This window comes from Micromonospora sp. NPDC005806 (assembly GCF_042871425.1).
Taxonomy (GTDB): domain Bacteria; phylum Actinomycetota; class Actinomycetes; order Mycobacteriales; family Micromonosporaceae; genus Micromonospora.
The window spans coordinates 34311-50095 of sequence record NZ_JBIAIL010000044.1 but is presented as its reverse complement, the minus strand read 5'-3'; the positions used below and the strand labels follow the sequence as shown (position 1 = coordinate 50095).

At 73.8% G+C, this 15785-nt stretch carries 17 protein-coding genes; 3 read left to right on the top strand and 14 right to left on the bottom strand.

The genetic code is table 11. The annotated features are described in order from the left end of the window. The first annotated feature begins 302 nt into the window (after positions 1–302). The 3 genes from ACFYOS_RS30905 to ACFYOS_RS30895 are packed head-to-tail and all read left to right on the top strand — an operon-like array spanning position 303 to position 5104. Positions 303–1730 (top strand): 3' terminal RNA ribose 2'-O-methyltransferase Hen1, encoded by a 1428-nt coding sequence (locus tag ACFYOS_RS30905; RefSeq protein WP_387149097.1) that lies wholly within the window; start codon positions 303–305, stop codon positions 1728–1730. Further along, positions 1727–4243 (top strand): polynucleotide kinase-phosphatase, encoded by a 2517-nt coding sequence (locus ACFYOS_RS30900; protein WP_387149095.1) that lies wholly within the window; start codon positions 1727–1729, stop codon positions 4241–4243. Before ACFYOS_RS30905 ends, ACFYOS_RS30900 begins: the two co-directional genes overlap by 4 nt. A 24-nt stretch (positions 4244–4267) precedes the next feature. Then, the gene (locus ACFYOS_RS30895) at positions 4268–5104 is read left to right on the top strand and encodes a DedA family protein (protein ID WP_387149093.1); all 837 of its coding nucleotides are present in this window, start codon (positions 4268–4270) and stop codon (positions 5102–5104) included. Positions 5105–5285: 181 nt separating this feature from the next. On the opposite strand, the gene ACFYOS_RS30890 is transcribed toward ACFYOS_RS30895, so the two are convergent. From ACFYOS_RS30890 to ACFYOS_RS30825, 14 genes are all read right to left on the bottom strand, one after another. Further along, positions 5286–5663, bottom strand: a complete 378-nt coding sequence (locus tag ACFYOS_RS30890) for a helix-turn-helix transcriptional regulator (RefSeq protein ID WP_007073957.1) — start codon at positions 5661–5663, stop codon at positions 5286–5288. A 57-nt stretch (positions 5664–5720) separates the two neighbouring features. After that, positions 5721–6260 (bottom strand): orotate phosphoribosyltransferase, encoded by a 540-nt coding sequence (gene pyrE, locus ACFYOS_RS30885; RefSeq protein ID WP_387149091.1) that lies wholly within the window; start codon positions 6258–6260, stop codon positions 5721–5723. Positions 6261–6425: 165 nt separating this feature from the next. Next, entirely contained in the window at positions 6426–7235 is an 810-nt protein-coding gene (locus tag ACFYOS_RS30880) for an SDR family NAD(P)-dependent oxidoreductase (protein ID WP_387149088.1), read from the bottom strand. Beyond that, entirely contained in the window at positions 7232–7951 is a 720-nt protein-coding gene (locus ACFYOS_RS30875) for a hypothetical protein (RefSeq protein ID WP_387149086.1), read from the bottom strand. Before ACFYOS_RS30875 ends, ACFYOS_RS30880 begins: the two co-directional genes overlap by 4 nt. Positions 7952–8023: 72 nt before the next feature. Beyond that, positions 8024–8803 (bottom strand): hypothetical protein, encoded by a 780-nt coding sequence (locus tag ACFYOS_RS30870; RefSeq protein ID WP_387149084.1) that lies wholly within the window; start codon positions 8801–8803, stop codon positions 8024–8026. A gap of 84 nt (positions 8804–8887) precedes the next feature. Then, positions 8888–9895: a hypothetical protein gene (locus tag ACFYOS_RS30865; RefSeq protein WP_387149107.1), complete on the bottom strand. Its 1008-nt coding sequence runs from the start codon at positions 9893–9895 to the stop codon at positions 8888–8890. A 72-nt stretch (positions 9896–9967) separates the two neighbouring features. Beyond that, entirely contained in the window at positions 9968–11536 is a 1569-nt protein-coding gene (locus ACFYOS_RS30860; protein ID WP_387149082.1) for a polyamine aminopropyltransferase, read from the bottom strand. Further along, positions 11533–12315, bottom strand: coding sequence for a hypothetical protein (locus ACFYOS_RS30855; protein WP_387149079.1), 783 nt, complete (start codon positions 12313–12315; stop codon positions 11533–11535). Before ACFYOS_RS30855 ends, ACFYOS_RS30860 begins: the two co-directional genes overlap by 4 nt. After that, a complete protein-coding gene (locus ACFYOS_RS30850) occupies positions 12315–12737 on the bottom strand; it encodes a DUF350 domain-containing protein (RefSeq protein ID WP_387149077.1) in 423 nt (140 codons plus the stop codon). Before ACFYOS_RS30850 ends, ACFYOS_RS30855 begins: the two co-directional genes overlap by 1 nt. 30 nt (positions 12738–12767) lie before the next feature. Continuing rightward, positions 12768–13193: a DUF4247 domain-containing protein gene (locus tag ACFYOS_RS30845; protein WP_387149074.1), complete on the bottom strand. Its 426-nt coding sequence runs from the start codon at positions 13191–13193 to the stop codon at positions 12768–12770. After that, positions 13190–13681, bottom strand: a complete 492-nt coding sequence (locus ACFYOS_RS30840; RefSeq protein ID WP_387149071.1) for a DUF2617 family protein — start codon at positions 13679–13681, stop codon at positions 13190–13192. The genes ACFYOS_RS30845 and ACFYOS_RS30840 overlap by 4 nt, the downstream gene beginning before the upstream one ends. Before the next feature lie 2 nt (positions 13682–13683). After that, complete coding sequence (locus ACFYOS_RS30835; RefSeq protein ID WP_387149069.1) at positions 13684–14313, bottom strand: DUF4178 domain-containing protein; 630 nt, start codon at positions 14311–14313, stop codon at positions 13684–13686. A gap of 87 nt (positions 14314–14400) precedes the next feature. Next, positions 14401–15294 carry a hypothetical protein gene (locus ACFYOS_RS30830; RefSeq protein ID WP_387149067.1) on the bottom strand — a complete coding sequence of 298 codons (894 nt, stop codon included), beginning with the start codon at positions 15292–15294 and terminating at the stop codon, positions 14401–14403. A 58-nt stretch (positions 15295–15352) separates the two neighbouring features. Next, positions 15353–15730: a hypothetical protein gene (locus ACFYOS_RS30825; protein WP_387149064.1), complete on the bottom strand. Its 378-nt coding sequence runs from the start codon at positions 15728–15730 to the stop codon at positions 15353–15355. Positions 15731–15785: the final 55 nt, after the last annotated feature.

Genomic DNA, 15785 nt, shown 5'->3' with positions numbered 1-15785 from the left:
GCGCGGGGGGGGCGGGATAGGTCGTGCCGCGCCGGGGCCGCCCCGGTTGCGCCGCCGCCCCCCCCCCCCGGGGGGGGCCCCCCCCCCCCCGGGGGGGGGGCACCTCCATATCCAGGTCACCCCCAAGACCCACACCCCAACAGCAGCAGGGCCCGTACGGCGCCCGACCACGACCGGGTTTCCGGGGAGCCCCGCCCGCGGAGGGATCAAGCCTGACCGCCCGGAGCGGGTGGGGCTCCCCGGAAACCCCCACGCGCAGCGACCCGAGAAACGCGATCGACACCGATGAGAGCATCAGAGCCGTGCTGCTGACCCTGACCACGACCCACCGCCCCGCGACCGACCTCGGCCACCTCCTCGTCAAGCACCCGGACCGCGTGCAGAGCTTCGAGCTGCCCGCCGGCACCGCGCACGTGCTCTACCCGGAGGCGGACGAGCAGCGGTGCACGGCGGCGCTGCTGGTCGAGATCGACCCGCTGAAGCTGGGCGGCGGTCGGGGCCGAAAGCAGGCGGCCACCCCGGACACCTTCACCCTCGGCCGGTACGTCAACGACCGCCCGTACGCGGCGTCCAGCCTGCTCTCGTCGGCGCTGACCAAGGTGTTCCGGTCGGCGCTGCGCGGCGAGTCCCGCGACCGGCCGGAGCTGGCCGCCACCGCGATCCCGCTGGAGGTGCGGGTGCCGGTGCTGCGCTGCCGGGGCGGCGCCGAGCTGGCCGTACGGCTCTTCGCCCCGCTGGGCTGGACGGTGACCGCCACTCCGATCCCGCTGGACGAGGCGTACCCGGAGTGGGGTGACAGCCGCTACGTCGACCTGACGCTGGCCGGCACGCTACGGGTCGCCGACGCGCTCAACCACCTGTACGTGCTGCTGCCGGTGCTGGACGACGCCAAGCACTACTGGGTGGCGCCGGACGAGGTGGACAAGCTGCTCCGGGCCGGCGCCGGCTGGCTGGCCGACCACCCGGAGCGTGCCCTGATCACCCGCCGCTACCTGGCGCACCGCCGCGCCCTCGCCGGCGAGGCCCTGGCCCGCCTGGCCGAGCTGCGGCTGACCGACGAGCCGCCCGCCGACGACAGTGTCGAGAGCGAGCAGCCCGCCGAGACGCCTCGTGCCTCCCTGGCCGTACGCCGGCGCGAGGCGGTGCTGGCCGCGCTGCGGGCCAGTGGTGCCAGCCGGGTGTTGGACCTGGGCTGCGGTGGCGGGGCGCTGCTCAGCGCGCTGGTCGCCGACCGGCGGTTCACCGAGGTCGTCGGCACCGACGTGTCCAGCCACGCGCTCACCCTGGCCGCCCGGCGGCTGCGGCTGGACCGGCTGCCGGAGCGGCAGCGGGACCGGATCACGCTGTGGCAGTCGGCGCTGACCTACCGGGACGACCGGCTGCGCGGCTATGACGCGGCGGTGCTGATGGAGGTGATCGAGCACCTCGACCCGCCGCGGCTGCCGGCGCTGGAGGATGCCGTCTTCGGGCACGCCCGGCCGGCGACGGTGGTGGTGACCACGCCGAACGTCGAGTACAACGTCCGCTACGAGGGGCTGGGCGCGGGCCGGTTCCGGCACGCCGACCACCGGTTCGAGTGGACCCGGGCCGAGTTCGCCACCTGGGTCGAGCGGGTCGCGGCGGCCCACGGCTATCTCGCCGTCATCGGCGGGATCGGCGACGACGATCCCGAAGTGGGCGCGCCGACCCAGCTGGCGGTGCTGACCCGGAAGGCGGAGACGACCCGATGACCACCCTGGACATTCCCGAGCTCGCCCTGGTGGCGCTGGTCGGCGTCTCCGGATCCGGCAAGTCCACCTTCGCCCGGCGGCACTTCCGGCCCAGCCAGGTGCTCTCCTCGGACGCCTTCCGCGGGATGGTGGCCGACGACGAGAACGACCAGTCCGCCTCCGGCGACGCGTTCGACGCGCTGCACCACGTCGCCGGCATCCGGCTGCGCCGCGGCCGGCTCACCGTGGTCGACGCGACCAACCTCCAGCCACACGCCCGGGCCGCGCTGGTGAAGGTGGCCCGCGAGCACGACGTGCTGCCGGTGGCGATCGTGCTTGACGTGCCGGAGGCGCTGGCCTGGGAGCGTACGCACGCGCGGGCCGACCGGACCCACGGCCGGCAGGTGCTCGCCCGAATGCAGCGGGACCTGCGGCAGTCGTATGGGCGGCTGGCCCGGGAGGGCTTCCGCAAGGTGCACGTGCTGCGCGGAACCGAGGAGATCGACGCCGCGGAGATCCGCTACGAGAAGCTGTTCAACGACCGGCGCGAGTTGACCGGGCCGTTCGACGTCGTCGGCGACGTGCACGGCTGCCGCGAGGAACTGGAGGCGCTGCTGCTCCGGCTGGGTTACGCACTGCACCGCGACGAGACGGGTCGCCCGGTGGACGCGGTGCACCCGGCCGGCCGTACCGCGGTCTTCGTGGGTGACCTGGTGGACCGCGGCCCGGACTCCCCCGGCGTGCTCCGCCTGGTGATGAGCATGGTGGCGGCCGGGCACGCGGTGTGCGTGCCGGGCAACCACGAGCAGAAGCTGCTGCGCAAGCTGCGCGGCCGGGACGTGCGGCTCACCCACGGCCTGGCCGAGACGATGGCCCAGCTGGAGTCGGAGCCGGAGAGCTTCGTCGCGGAGACGGCGGCCTTCATCGACGGGCTGGTCAGCCACTACGTGCTGGACGGCGGACGGCTGGTGGTGGCGCACGCCGGCCTCAAGGAGGCGTACCACGGCCGGGCGTCCGGCCGGGTGCGGTCGTTCGCGCTGTACGGGGAGACCACCGGCGAGACCGACGAGTACGGCCTGCCCGTCCGCTACCCGTGGGCGCGCGACTACCGGGGTTCGGCCATGGTCGTGTACGGGCACACCCCGACGCCGGAGCCGGAGTGGGTGAACAACACCATCTGCCTCGACACCGGCTGCGTCTTCGGCGGCCGGCTCACCGCACTGCGGTACCCGGAGAAGGAGCTGGTCTCCGTCCCGGCCGTCAAGGAGTGGTACGCCCCGGCCCGTCCGCTGGTCCCGGCCACGCCGGCCCGGCCGGACACCGTGCTGGACCTGGCCGACGTCACCGGGCGGCGGCATCTGACGCACGCGTACGGGACCCTGACCGTGCCGGCGGAGAACGCCGCCGCCGCGCTGGAGGTGATGAGCCGGTACGCGGTCGACCCGGGCCGGCTGGTCTGGCTGCCGCCGACCATGGCGCCCTGCTCGACGTCGACCGTCGACGGGTTCCTGGAGCACCCGGAGCAGGCGTTCGCCGACTACCGCTCGGCCGGCGTCGAGCGGGTGGTCTGCGAGGAGAAGCACATGGGCTCCCGGGCCGTGGTGCTGGTGGAGCGGGAGCCGGGGCGGTTCGCCGGCGGCGCGGTGCACACCCGTACCGGCCGGCCGTTCTTCGGGCCGCCGCTCGACGACGAACTGCTGGCCCGGGTACGCGCGGCGGTGAGCACGGCCGGCCTCTGGGCCGAGCTGGACACCGACTGGCTGCTGCTCGACTGCGAGCTGCTGCCCTGGTCGGCGAAGGCGGGCGGGCTGATCCGCGAGCAGTACGCCGGGGTCGGCGCCGCCGGCCGGGCCGCCGTGCCGGCGGTGCTCGGCACGCTGGCTGCCGCCGCCGGGCGGGGGTTGCCGGTGGGTGAGCTGCGTGGCCGGATGGCCGACCGGGCGGCCGAGGTCGAGGCATACTCGGCGGCGTACCGGGTGTACGTCGGGCCGACCGACGGGCTGCGCGGGGTGACGCTCGCGCCGTTCGCCGTGCTGGCCGGCGCCGGGGCGAGCTACGCCGACCGCGACCACGGCTGGCACCTGTCCCTGGCCGACCGACTGTGTGCGGCGGACCCGGAGTTCTTCACCCCGACCCGACGGCAGGTGGTCGGCCTGACCGACGAGGCGGCGGTGGCGGCGGCGACCGGCTGGTGGCTGGCGCTGACCGCAGCCGGCGGCGAGGGCATGGTGGTCAAGCCATACGCGGGCCTCGCCGCCCGCTCGCCGAAGGGGTCGCTGCTCCAGCCGGGAATCAAGTGCCGGGGCCGGGAGTACCTGCGGATCATCTACGGTCCCGGGTACACCGAGCCGAGTCAGCTCGCCGCGCTGCGCAAGCGCTCGCTGGGCCGCAAGCGGGGGCTGGCGCTGCGCGAGCACGGCCTCGGCCTGGCCGCCCTGGACGCGCTCGCCGAGGACGCCCCGCTCTGGCGGCGGCACGAGCTGGTCTTCGCGATCCTCGCGTGCGAGTCGGAACCGGTCGATCCGCGGCTCTAGTGCCCGTACGCCCGGTCCGGCTCGGTGCCGGACCGGGCCCGGGTACCCTTTGTGGCCGTGGACACAGCTGAGAAGACCCGGATGTTCTCCGAGAGCGTCGCCCTGAACCCGCTCGATCCGAAGGACCTGATCCACACCTTCGGGATGATCGGCGTCTGGGCGATCCTCTTCGCCGAGACGGGCCTGCTCGTCGGCTTCTTCTTCCCGGGCGACTCGCTGCTCTTCCTCGCCGGGGTGGCCGCCTCACCGGTGGCCGACGCGATCTTCGGCAGCGGCACCCGGTTGTCGCTGGCCGGGCTGCTGATCGGCGGCCCGCTCTGCGCGATCGCCGGTGCCCAGCTCGGGCACTGGCTCGGCGCCCGGTACGGTCGGCGGATGTTCGACCGCCCCAACTCCCGGCTGTTCAAGCGGGAGTACGTGGCGAAGGCCGAGTACTACTTCCAGAAGTTCGGCCCGGCGAAGGCCGTGGTGCTGGCCCGGTTCATCCCGATCGTGCGGACCTTCCTGAACCCGGTGGCCGGCGTGCTCGGCATGCCGGCCCGGCAGTTCCTGCTGTGGAACATCGTCGGCGCGGTCCTCTGGGTGGACGGCATCCTGCTGATCGGCTACCTGCTGGCCGACCAGATCTACCACGCGATCGGCGACAAGATCGACCGGTACATCCTGCCGGTGGTCGCGGTGATCATCCTGATCTCGGTGCTGCCGATCTTCTTCGAGTTCCTCCGCGACCGGCGGGCCCGCAAGCGCGGCGAGGCGGCCGCGGTGGTCGCGGCGGCCAGCGCGGCGGGCGCGGTCGACGCGGTGCGCGACGCGATCGAGGGCGACGACCACCGCCGGCGCGACCCGCGCCACCGCCGCTGATCCCAGGTACGCCGATGGCCGGCCCCTTCGCTGGGGGCCGGCCATCAGCTACCTGTCGACCTGCGGGTGGTACGGATGACGGGCAGCCGTCACCGTCCGGTGGTGGCGCCACCCCTGGCACACGGTCTGACGCCGCGCCACGACCCCGGACAGCCAACCCGGACCTCGGACACGTCCGGTTTCAGCGGGCCTTCTTGGTGGCCCGCTTACGCGGCGGGGTGAGCAGATCCGCGATCGTGGCGATCGCGGTCGGCACCAGCCGGTAGTACGCCCAGACACCACGCTTCTCCCGCTCCAGCAAGCCGGCCTCGGTGAGGATGCGCAGGTGGTGACTGACCGTCGGCTGCGAGAGGCCGAGCGGTGCGGTGAGGTCACACACGCACGCCTCGCCCTCGGGCGCCGACTGGATCAGGCTGAGCAGCCGCAGCCGGGCAGGGTCGGCGAGGGCCTTCAGCACCCCCGCGAGACGCTCGGCATCGGCACGTTCGATCGGCTCGCCGGCAAGCGGCGAGATCTGAGGCATGGTCATTTCAGCCAACGCAGTTCCCACGTATTCCATCCTTCCACCAGCAGCATCGATCCGCCTGCATATCAGCAGATCCGAATCGGCAAACTTTTACGCCACAAGGCCGAGGTCAGCCAACGTATAGGCCGCCCGGTACGGCAGTCCGGCGGCTCGCACCGCGTCGCCGGCGCCTCGATCAACAATAACCGCCACACCCACCACCTCGGCCCCGGCCTCACGCAATGCCTCGACGGCGGTCAACACGCTGCCGCCCGTCGTCGAGGTGTCCTCGACGGCCAGGACCCGACGACCGGCCACGTCCGGCCCCTCGATGCGCCGCTGGAGGCCGTGCGCCTTGCCGGCCTTGCGAACCACGAATGCGTCCAGCGGCCGGTCGGTCCCGGCCGACGCGTGCAGCATCGCGGCGGCGATCGGGTCGGCCCCGAGGGTCAGCCCACCGACGGCGTCGTACTGCCAGTCCGCGGTGAGGTCACGCATCACCCGGCCGACCAACGGTGCCGCCTGGTGATGGAGCGTCACGCGACGCAGGTCGACGTACCAGTCCGCCTCACGGCCCGACGAGAGCACCACACGGCCATGGACCACAGCCAGGTCGGTGATGAATTTACGCAGGTCGTCGTGGTCGCCCATGGCGATAGAGGGTACTGCGCAAGTCTGGGAGGCGTCGGTCGGGTCCACCCGGGTCAACCCTGCGGGCGACCGATGGGTGGCGATGTCCGGCTACGCTGCGCGACTGTCCACCCGGGCCACCGGACGCCGATCCCGTCGCGGGACGCGCGCCCCGCCGACCGGCGGTCAGCCACCGTCGCGCCCCACCCGGCCACGGGTGTCCCGGGAGACGCCGCGCAGCAGCCGTCGCGGGGCGTGCCGCAGGCCCGCCACGGCCAGTTTGTACTTCCAGCTCGGCACGCTGACAAGTTTGCCTTTCCCCAGGTCACGCAGTCCTTCGTCGACCACCTCGTCGGTCCGCAGCCACAGCCAGCGCGGGGTACGCGACATGTCGATGCCGGCCCGCTCGTGGTAGCCGGTACGGGTGTAACCGGGGCACAGAGCCATCACCCGCACCCCGAGCGGCGCCACCGACAGGCCGATCGACTCACTGAAATTCGTCACCCAGGCCTTGCTGGCCGAGTACGTCGAACCCGGCATCGGCACGCCGAACCCGGCAACCGAAGAGACATTTATCACTGTCCCGCTGCCCCGCTCGATCATCGGTCCGAGCGCCGCGTGGGTCAGCCGCAGCACCGCCAGCACGTTCAACCGCAGCAGGCGGGCCTCGTCCTCGACGGCCGACCGGACGAACGGGGTGTTGAGGCTGATCCCGGCGTTGTTCACCAGCAGGTCGACCGGCGGCTCGGCGACGAGCCGCCGCTCCACCGTCGTACAGCCGTCGTCGGTGGACAGATCGGCGGAGATCGTCTCGACCCGGCGGCCATACCTGGCGGTCAGCTCGGCGGCGGTCGCGTCCAGCCGGCCGGCGTCCCGGGCCACCAGGACCAGGTCCCAGCCGTCCGCGGCGAGCCGGCGGGCGAACGCCTCGCCGATGCCCAGGCTGGCTCCGGTGATCAACGCGCGGCGCGGGGAGGGGTGCGGTTCGTCGGTCACGGGCGGTCCTCGGGGGGCGAGGTCGACCCGGGCGGGGTCGACGGGGGCGGAGGGGTGGGCGGCGCCGGCGGAGGCGGCGGCCCCCAGGGCGACGAGGACCCGTAGGCGGGCGGCACCGGGCCGGTCGCGGGGGTGGGGCCCACGGGCACGGGGCGGCGGTGGAAGAAGGCGCCGGCCGCCGGGAGGGTCAGCAGCGCCGCGGCCACCAGGTAACCGAGCACCTGCCCCACCGACACGGCCGCGTTCACCGGGACCCACCAGCCCGGGTACGCCTCGCCGAGCTGGGCGAGCAGGTCGGCGGTGGCCCGACCGTCGGCGCTCACGCGCAACGGGGCGGCCCGCTGGCCGACCAGCACCGCCAGGCCGCAGCAGCCGCAGAACAGGCCCAGCCCGGAGACGACCCAGGTCGTCACCCGGGCGCCGGGGCGACCGGAGAGCAGCCCGAGGGCAAGCCCGACGAGCACCAGACCCATGACCACACCGACCACGGCCGACAGCGCCGTGGAGCCGCGCAGCAGCGACACCACGTCGTCGATCTGGCCGCCGCCGGCCCCGGTGGCCTGCGCCGACGCCCGGAACCGGTCCACCGTGCCCGACGCGACGAGCAGGGTGGCGACCGCGTACACCACGGCGCCGAGCGCCATCAGCAGCAGCACCGCCGCCGCCGAGACGACGGCCCCGGGACGGCGGGCCGCGGCCTGATCGGGGTACGACACGACGAATCCCTCCGGTAGGCGTCGGCTTGCAACCTACTCGGAGGGATCGTCGGAGTCGCTCTTATCGGGACGTCAACTTCCCGGGGGCGGCTCGGGGTCGCGGCGCTCGCCGGACTCCGGTGCCGGACCGGCCTGGCCCGGCTGGCCCGGACCCGCCGACGGGCCGGGGGCACCCGGGTAGCCGGGAGTCGGCGGGTAGCCGGGAGTCGGCGGGTAGCCGGGCGTGGACGGGTAGCCGGGGGTGGACGGGTAGGCCGGGTAGGCGGTGCCTGGCGCCGGCGGCTCCCAGGCCTGCCGCGGCTTACGGAAGAACTCGTTGGCCGCCGGCAGCGCCAACAGGATCAGGGCGACCAGCAGGGCGAGCAGGGCGACCACGCCGAGCAGCGTGGTGAGCGGGCCGTACCAGCCGGGCAGGGCGTCCGAGAGGCGGCGCTGGATCTCCTGGCCGCTGGGCACGTCGCCGCTGGTCGAGCCGCCGCCGGTCAGGCCGCCGGCCGCGTTGTTCAGCAGGCCGCCACCGGTGCAGCAGAGCATGATGGCGCCCAGCACCCAGGTGGTGATCCGGGAGCCGTTCTTCCCCCGGTTGTTGAGCATCGCGAGGACGACGAGCCCGATCGCGAGCAGCAGGCTCAGCACGGCCCCGACCAGGCCGAACACCCAGGCGAAGTCGGCCGCCTGCTCGGCCGAGGTGCCCCGGAAGGCGTCGCGCAGGACGTCCCGGACGGTGCCGATGGTGGTGAGCGTCAGAATCAGGTTCACCAACTGGATGGCCGCGACGAGGATGAGCAGCCAACTGGACGCCGTCACCACGGCGGGACGTGCACGGGGCGGGGTGCCCGGAGCATCGACCATGATTCTCCCTCCCTAGATCAGACGACCACCGTAGCGAGCCCGGGCCAGCTGGGCACGCCTCGCGGTCCGGCAACCCCCGCCGGTTCAGCGCCCGACCGCCTCGGCCTCCCGGCGGAGCCGGCGGTGCTCGGCCGTGACGATGCCGAGCAGGAACAGGTCGAAGGCGAGCGCGGAGACCGCCCCGAACTGGTTGACCGTGAAGTTGAAGATCTGCCCGAACAGCAGGTCGACCAGGAGCGCCAGCTTGAACAGCCGGAACGCGTCGGCGCGGTCGCGGCGCAGCAGCCACGCCGCCCGGAGGCTAAGCACGGCGGTGATCAGCGCGGCGATCGAGGTGCCGAGCACCGCGCCCCACTCCCGCTGTTCGTTCAGCTCACCGGTCACTCCGGCGAGCGCCACCGCGACCACGGTCACCACCGGCTCCACCACCAGGTAGGCGACCACCGGCCAGACCAGCCACCGTCGGGCGGCCACCCAGGCGGCGAGGCGGCGGGCCCGGTCGGTCGCGCGTTGCCAGAACCGGACCGGAGGGGGTTCGCGCCGGGGCACCGCGTCGAGCAGTTGCACCATGGCCGCCTCGGTGGTCGGCCCGGTGCCCTGCACCATGCGCAGCACGGCGATCCGCCGCCGGTCGGTGAGCCCGCCCGGCACCCCGCTCAGCACCATGTCGAGGCCGTTCGCGAGCCGTTCCGCCGGGGTCAGCCGGGTCCGGCCGGTCCGGCCGCGTACCGCCTGGGTGAGCACGACGAGCAGGGCGAACGCGCCGTAGATGATGCCGGCGGCCGGGGCGTAGAAATAGTCGGTGCGGGCGGTCACGAACTTGCCCACCTCGTCGATGAAGAGCCCGAAGCCGATCCCGCCGATGATCGCCCCGGCGGTCCGCGGCCCGCCGCCGAGGAAGACCATTGCCACCCCGAGCCCGACGGCCATCAGCAGCCCGCCCCAGAGCACGTGGGCGATGTGCAGGCCGCCCGCGCCGAGCTGCGGATACCCGGTGGCCTTGAGGTACGCCCGCAGGGCGAGCACGGTGACCACCCCGGAGAGCACGAACGCCTGGAGGTATGCGCCGGCGCCGATGGCCCGGGTCGGGATCCGCCGGCGCAACCACCCGAGACCCGGGGCCCTGGGGCCACTACGGGACGGTTCGGGCGACATGCCCCGAAACTAGTAGCCGCGCCACTCCGTGCGGGCGTACTCGAGCACTCTGGGCTGCAGCAACGTGGAGGCGGGCACGTCCATCCGGGCCCGGTCGGCGGGGAAGGTGGCCGCCGCGGCAAGCACCGACGGGGTGAGGAAGCGCAGCGGCGGCGCGTCGGCGGGCAGCGCCAGCGTCGGCGGGCTCGACCCGGGCGCGGCCAGCACGTAGCCCCAGTCGCCGAAGCTCGGCACGTCCACGTGGTACGGCACGGTGGCGAAGCCGGCCTCGCGGACCGACCGCTCGATCGACCAGTACGACCGGGGCGCGAAGTACGGCGACCCGGCCTGCACCACCAGCCGACCGCCCGGGGCGAGCACCGAGCGGATCAGCGCGTAGAACTCGATCGTGTAGAGCTTCGCGGTGGCCGTCTCGTCCGGGTCGGGCAGGTCGGCGACCACCACGTCGAACCGTTCCGCGGCGGTACGCAGCCAGCCGAACGCGTCGAGGTTGAGCACCCGCACCCGGGGGTCGGCGAACGAGTCGTGGTTCAGGTCGCGCAGCTGCGGCTCGGTGCGGGCCAGCCGCACCACGGCCGGGTCGAGGTCGACCAGGGTGACCCGTCGCACGTCCGGGTACTTGAGGATCTCCCGGAGCGCCAGCCCGTCCCCGGCGCCGAGCACTAGCACCTCGCCGTGCGGTCCACGCATGGCCGGATGCACCAACGACTCGTGGTAGCGGTACTCGTCGACCGAGCTGAACTGGAGGTCGCCGTTGAGGAAGAGCCGCAGGTCGGTGTCGGCGTGGCCGATCTCCCGCACCGACCGGGTCAGCACGATCTCCTGGTAGCGGCTGCGTTCGGCGTGCACCACCGGGTCGCGGTAGAGCTGCTGCCGCGCGGTCACCTCGAAGTCGTGCGCGGTGACCCAGGCGTACCCCAGGCCGAGGGCAACCACCACGGAGGCGGCGCCGAGGGCGAGCCGCGCGCGGCGGCCGAGGTCCGCCCGGAACACCGTGCACACCAGCGCGAGGCCGGCGACGGCGTTCACCGCACCGACCACCAGGGCGCCCTTGAGCTGGCCGAAGACCGGCATCAGCAGGAACGGGAAGGCCAGCCCGCCGAGCAGCGCGCCGACGTAGTCGGCGGCGAAGAGGTCCGCCACCGCACTGCCGGCGGACTGCTCGCGGATGCGTTGCAGCAGCACCATGAGCAGCGGGATCTCCGCACCGATCAGCAGGCCGAGCACGAACGCGGTGCCGACCAGCGCCGGCCCGTACAGGTCCAGCCAGGCGAAGGCGGCGTAGAGGCCGAGCACGGAGAGGCCGCCGAGCAGGGCCAGGGTCAGCTCGATCACGGCGAACGCCGCGGCGGCGCGGCGCTGGAACGGCTTCGCGACCAGCGCGCCGACGCCCATCGCGAAGACCATCACGCCGAGCACGATCGACGCCTGGCCGACCGCGTCGCCGATCAGGTAGCTGCCCAGGGCGACCAGTGCCAGCTCGTACACCAGGCCGCAGGCCGCGCAGACGAAGACCGCGAGCAGGACCGCCGCGCGGGCCGGTCGCCAGTGCGGCCGCGCCGGCGCGTCGGTGGTCACGCCGCCTCCCGGGTACGCCCGGCGGCTTCCGCCCCGGCGCGCTGCGCGGGCACGCGTACCCGGAGCTGCCGGCGGCGCTGCACCACGCCCACGGTGATGAGGAGCGCCGCGAGCAGGAAGAAGCCGACCGTGGCGAGCAGCCAGCCCCAACGGTCCCGCCAGAAGTCGCCGCCGGCGTCCGGCAGCGGGCTGGCGGCGGCCGACGGGCCGGCGCTCGGGGTGGCGGCGGGCGCGGCCAGGCCGGCCTCGGCGGCGAGCAGCGGCAGCGTGGTTGCGGCTCGGGTGGCGGCCCAGCCCGGGTCGTCGATGAACGCGTCCTCGTCCAGCCCGAACCGGTCCAGCCCGTTCTCGATGGCGTACAGGTCGGCGACGTCGAGGTCGTCCGAACCCTGCACCCGGATCGAGGCGGAGTCGTTGGCCTCGCTGCTCTCCGCGGTGTACGTGATGTTCGCGGTCAGCTCGATCCAGCGTGGGCACCCCGGCGCGCCCGCGGCCGCCGTGCCGTCACCGAGGTTCGAGCCGACGTTGACCACGTCGTACCCGTCGGTCAGCCGCCAGCCGTAGCAGATGCCCTGGCTGGTGAAGGCCGCCTGGAGGATCGGCACGGTGTCGGCGCGCTCGTCGGCCGCCGGGGCCGGGACGGTCAGGTCGTCCGAGTCGCCGCTGACGATCCCGACGACGCAGAGGCCGGCGACGCCCAGCACGAACGCCCAGACCAGCCCGGCCTTCAGGGCGTTCGACTTCCCCTTCGCCGCGGTCGGGCGCTTGCCGCCGCTCATCAGCTGATCGCGGCGGCGATGATCGCGCCGGTGGCGAGGTGCACCACGGCGGAGACCCAGACCGCCGGGTGCGGCTCCGGGTCGACCAGCAACTCGCCGAGCCGGCCCGGGGTGGCCAGGTCGAGCAGCATGAAGGCCGCCGCCATGATGACCAGGCCGAGGATCCCGTACGCGGCCGCGCCGATCAGGCCGAGCACGAAGTCGTCCTCGCTGGCGGCGATCGAGGCGACCACGATGATGCCGACGCCGGCCAGGTTGGAGGCGAGCAGCAGGGCCGCGTTCCGGTTGCGCTCGGTCCAGATGAGGTGGTTGAGCCGGCCCGGGGTGGCCAGGTCGACCAGCACGTAGCCGATGCCCATGAGGACCACGCCGACCACGCCGTACGCGAGGGTGACCAGCAGGTCGGTGACGAGATGCTGCACAGGGACTCCAGGGTGAGGGGGTCGGACGGGCTACTTGCCGGCGCCGGGGCCGCCGCCCCGGACGGTGCTGCCACGGCCCCAGCCCCAGCCACCGCCGACGACGTGGTGGTAGCGGGGGTAGGCGGTGGTCATCCGCTCGAGCAGGATCACCGAGCCGGCGGCGATCGGCAGGATCACCACCGAGTCGTCGTCGTAGCGCAGGTAGACGCCGCTGCCGTCGACGTACTGGTCGGCCGGCTGCCAGGTGTCGGTGATGTCCTTCGACACCTGGCTCGGCGTCCTGCCCGACGTGTACGCGAGCGCGTCGGAGCCGAGGTCCCGGCTCGCCGCCCGGTGGTAGTGGTCCTGGACGTACCCGCGCGGGGAGAAGTTGCCGTAGAAGATCGCGAAGGCGGCGACCAGCGCGCCGATCACGGCGACGGCCACTCCCACCACGAACCAGCGTCGGTACGTCACAGTGCCACCACCGTCTCGGTCAGGACCAGTTCGTTGGTCTGGGGATACGCGTGCCAGGTGCGCCAGGCCACCGTGCCGTCGGGCGGGTCGGGGCGGACGGAGAGCGCGGTGACCGCGTCGACGTCGCCGGGGAAGACCCCGACCAGCGCATACGGGTCGTCGGCCAGCTCGGCGCGGAGCGCGGCGACCCGGCTGCGCAGGCCGGCGCCGGTCGGCCGGAGCACCGTGGCGATGAACCGGTAGCCGACGTTCTCGTCGTGCAGGCTGTCGGGCAGGTGCGGTGGCCGGCCGGGCAGGCAGGCGACGGTCTCGGTGAGGTCGCCGCAGACCACCTGGTGCGAGGCGCCGAGCAGGCGCAGCCGCAGCCGCAGCCCGCCTGGCAGGGTCAGCTCGCGGACGTACAGGGCGGGGCGTTCGGGGCCGCCGAGGGCCAGGCTCAGGTCGACGGCGCGGGTGTCGACGTACGGGGCGTCCAGCACGACGAGCACGCTCAGGCCACCTTGTCCGGGCCGCCCTGCGGGTAGATCATCACCTCGGCGCGGTGCAGCTTCTCGCCGAGGTTCACCTCCCAGCCGGCCTCCCCGTACGCCTCGAAGGAGAGCCGGGCCCCGCCGGGCGCCTGGTAGTCGTGGTAGCGCATGGTGCCGCGCGGATCGAGGCCGGTGCCCCCGGTGGCGGTGTAGCGCGCCTGGCCGGACTCGTCCCAGTGATAGCGCCGGCCGGCGACCTCCAGCGTCGGGGCGCCCGGGGTGACGGTGGCGGACGGCTCGCTGGTCCAGAGCACCAGCTCCAGGTCCGGGTCCTCCTCGACGGAGAGCCAGCGCTTCACCCCGCCGGCGTCGTCGAGCAGGTGCTCCGCCCAGCTCCAGCCCCCCTCCACCAGGTGCACCGAGCCACGCACCGTGTACGGCACCTGGCGAATCTCCACGATGTCGCCGGGCTTGAGCCCGCGGGGGTCGCCGCGCAGCGCGTCGGCGTCCCGGTCGCGGAACGGGTCGTCAGGGGCCTGCGGGCGTGGCCCGGGCCGGGCCTTGCGCATCGCCACCACGGCGATCACGACACCGGCCACCCCGACGAGACATCCCAGCGTCGCCACCAGGTACGCCATCGAACCGTTCACGACCGCCTCCCCCCAATGTGCATCGGCGGAGACGGTAACAACCAGACGCACGTGCGCCGAAGCGCCGTTCGCTGAGTGAGAGGTCAGCTACGTGGTGCCGCGTCCCGCGGCCGGTGGCTGCTCCGAACCGTCGTCGGCCGGGGCGTCCCGGCGGTCGACGGCTTCCTCGTGATCGGCAGATCCGGCGGCGTCCGAGGTGGTCGTCGTCGGGGCGGCGGGCGGGTGGGCGAGGTGCAGCGCCGGGTCGGGGCAGACGAGGTAGCCCGGCGGGAGGGTGGGCCAGACGGGCTGCGGGTAGCCCGGTCCGTAGCCGTGCCCGTAGGCAGGCCAGGGGCCGGCGGGCGGCACCGGGGCCGGGCCCCGGAACCAGCGCCGGGAATCGGGGAGCAGGAGCAGCACCACCACGGCGGCGGTGAGTCCCAGCACCAGCAGGACCCCGAGACCGCCGACCGCGGAGGTCACCGCGCCCGGGCCGTCGCTCTGGGCGTAGAGGGCGTCGAGGAACTTCGACTGCTCCCAGTCGCCGGCGTCGGTGGGCACGCCCGCCGACGGGGCGAACTCGGGGGCGTGCGTCGCGGCGACGAACGCGAGCGGGACGATCGCCAGGCCGAGGCAGCCCTGCCCGACGCAGAGCAGCAGCTGCCCGCCCGCGGCCACGAACACCAGGATCCGGGCGATGTTGCTGCCCCGGCGCAGCGGCAGCGCGGTGGCGGCGAGCCAGCCCGCGAGCAGCAGGGCCGGGACGCCGATGAAGCACGCCATGAAGACGTTCCCGCCCCGCTCGTCGGAGACCTCGGCCGGGTCGGCGTCGGGCACCCGGCGGAGCGCCTCGTCGATCTGCGCGTCATAGCGCACCGCCTCGACGATCACCAGACAGACGAGGACGAGCAGGACGGCCACCGCGGCGACCTGTAACCAGTACGCGACGGTGACCGCACCGGGCCGGGCGGACCGGGCCGGCGCGGCGTCGGGAGAGGTCATGGCGGAACGCTAAGGCCCTCGGTCGTTTTCCGCAGCCCCGCTCCCGGTGGGCCGGTGGTCACTCCCCGGCGAGGCGCTCCGTGGCGTACTCCCGCAGGGTGGCGCGGCCCATGATGCAGCCGGTGAACGTGGTGAACTCGCCCTCGTCGTCGCGCAGCCGCTCCCAGGCCGCCCGACCGGCCGCCCGGTCGACGGTGTCCAGCAGCGCGGCCGCGTACGCCTTCCCCGCCGGCGACCCGTGCTTCAGCAGCCAGTCGACCTTCTTCCGGGCCTGCGCCGGATGCTCCCGGAGGGCATGCTCGACGTGCCGGTACGCGTCCGTCGCCGGCAGGATCTGGCCGGCGATCCCCACCCCACCGAACGCCAGCGTGTCCGCCTTCGCCAGCTCCTTGACGGCCGCCTCCAGCTCCCGCTCCTTCTTCCCCATCCCCAACATGTCCTCACTATTGCCCGCGGTGGCCGCCGCCGACCCTGTTGATCAAGAAGTTTGC

What these genes read in the sequence shown, in the direction of transcription:
- ACFYOS_RS30900 (WP_387149095.1), top strand. Translation starts at nt 1,727, where the DNA reads ATGACCACCCTGGACATTCCCGAGCTCGCCCTGGTGGCGCTGGTCGGC.
- pyrE (WP_387149091.1), bottom strand. Translation starts at nt 6,260, where the DNA reads ATGGGCGACCACGACGACCTGCGTAAATTCATCACCGACCTGGCTGTG.
- ACFYOS_RS30890 (WP_007073957.1), bottom strand. Translation starts at nt 5,663, where the DNA reads ATGGAATACGTGGGAACTGCGTTGGCTGAAATGACCATGCCTCAGATC.
- ACFYOS_RS30825 (WP_387149064.1), bottom strand. Translation starts at nt 15,730, where the DNA reads ATGTTGGGGATGGGGAAGAAGGAGCGGGAGCTGGAGGCGGCCGTCAAG.
- ACFYOS_RS30830 (WP_387149067.1), bottom strand. Translation starts at nt 15,294, where the DNA reads ATGACCTCTCCCGACGCCGCGCCGGCCCGGTCCGCCCGGCCCGGTGCG.
- ACFYOS_RS30855 (WP_387149079.1), bottom strand. Translation starts at nt 12,315, where the DNA reads ATGAGCGGCGGCAAGCGCCCGACCGCGGCGAAGGGGAAGTCGAACGCC.
- ACFYOS_RS30870 (WP_387149084.1), bottom strand. Translation starts at nt 8,803, where the DNA reads ATGGTCGATGCTCCGGGCACCCCGCCCCGTGCACGTCCCGCCGTGGTG.